This is a genomic window from Halorubrum sp. F4 (assembly GCF_027257195.1).
GTDB lineage: Archaea > Halobacteriota > Halobacteria > Halobacteriales > Haloferacaceae > Halorubrum.
On the sequence record NZ_JAPDFS010000059.1, the window covers coordinates 1 to 1,368 of the forward strand.

Sequence of the window (1,368 nt, forward strand, 5' to 3'; positions counted from 1 at the left end):
ATCTCAACCGAGAAAGTCCCGCTGCTTTCGGTCTTCGCTCGGTCGGGGACTCGGTTGACTACCAGCTTATCGGCGAAGACTTCGAAAACGCCAGCGACGGTTCGAGGGATCGCAGAATCGCTTTATCAGAACTCCATCCCTGTGCGGCCTATCTACACGATAGCGAGACGTATGTCGTCACTCGTGCCGTCTGGGACCCGTTAGAAACCGAGCGTATCAATCAGCAGTTCGAGGACTCCGCGATCTGTCCGACCTGTGCGACGGAGTATGATCTCGACACTTCTCATTGTGAGTCGTGCGGAACACGACTGAAACGGCTGGAAACAAAAGTTCCGGAGCGAGTCACTGCCAGTCAGCACGATCTACCCTTGGGGCAGACACCGAACTCACAGAATCTGGAACCTTCGAGTGTTTACCAGTCGGACGAGACGATTCAACGTACTTACGCTCCGGTCGAAACGGACGCCGGTGATTCGTTTGATCCGACGTTTTCCCGGAACATCGTCGATCAAGACGGAACCGTCCACGGCCGTTTCGAGTTCGGTGACGTCACAATCACCGCCTCCACCAGCAAATACTGGGCAAATTACAAGCATGGGGGTTCGGATCCGCTTCCGAATACGTTCGATATCTGTGGGGTTGATGGATGCGACGGAGTCATCGCTAACATAGGCGAGTCTGCATACTGTACGAACAACTTCGAACATTCCGTTGACGAGAGCATCGCTGTGCGGGTCGCTACGACGTTCGATACCAAAGCCGCTCGTGTCCGATTCGACAGTAAGGAACTGGAACACGGATTCGCTCACGGACTTCGCGTGGCTCTCCAGTACATTGGCGGTGTGAGTGTTCGGCAAGTTCCCGAGTCCATCGAGGATGATGGAACCCTAGTGTATGACTCCGACGAAGGGGGAAGCGGAATCACGGTGCTCTTGACACAAGACGATGGTGAAAAGTTCGAGAGGGCCGTGCGGATCATGCGCGACGCCTTCTCGTCGGGTGAGTCGAAATGCAACTGCGATACGGGCTGTCCGTTCTGTATCTATCAGTACGGATGTTCGGAACGGAACGACCCGGACTCCTTCGATAAGGAGGAACTCCTTGAATTGCTCTCCAACGACTTACAACTAGAGGAGAGGAACGATGAGTGACGGGAAAATATCCACCGTCGCCAACGAACTCCGGACGCAATCGGCGATGCGTGTCTGGGGAGTGACGCCCGAGTCACTATACACCGGATTAATAGCCGTATCTTCCCGAGATTCACTCACGGAGCGGTTATCTCCTCACATCCACGTAGAAACGCTTCGGTCGAACGATGAACGAGATCACGCTAGCGTCTCTAAGTTCCACAGATGGCTACTCAAT

The 1,368-nt window shown here is 54.3% G+C and carries 1 protein-coding gene and 1 pseudogene; both read left to right on the top strand.

The genetic code is table 11. The features are described 5' to 3' along the window. Positions 1-1,151 (top strand): Zn-binding domain-containing protein (locus tag OKW78_RS16700; RefSeq protein ID WP_281196173.1); only part of this gene is annotated, 1,151 nt, incomplete at its 5' end. Then, a pseudogene (locus tag OKW78_RS16705) lies at positions 1,144-1,368 on the top strand (hypothetical protein); the annotation flags it as partial. The gene OKW78_RS16700 and the pseudogene OKW78_RS16705, both read left to right, overlap by 8 nt.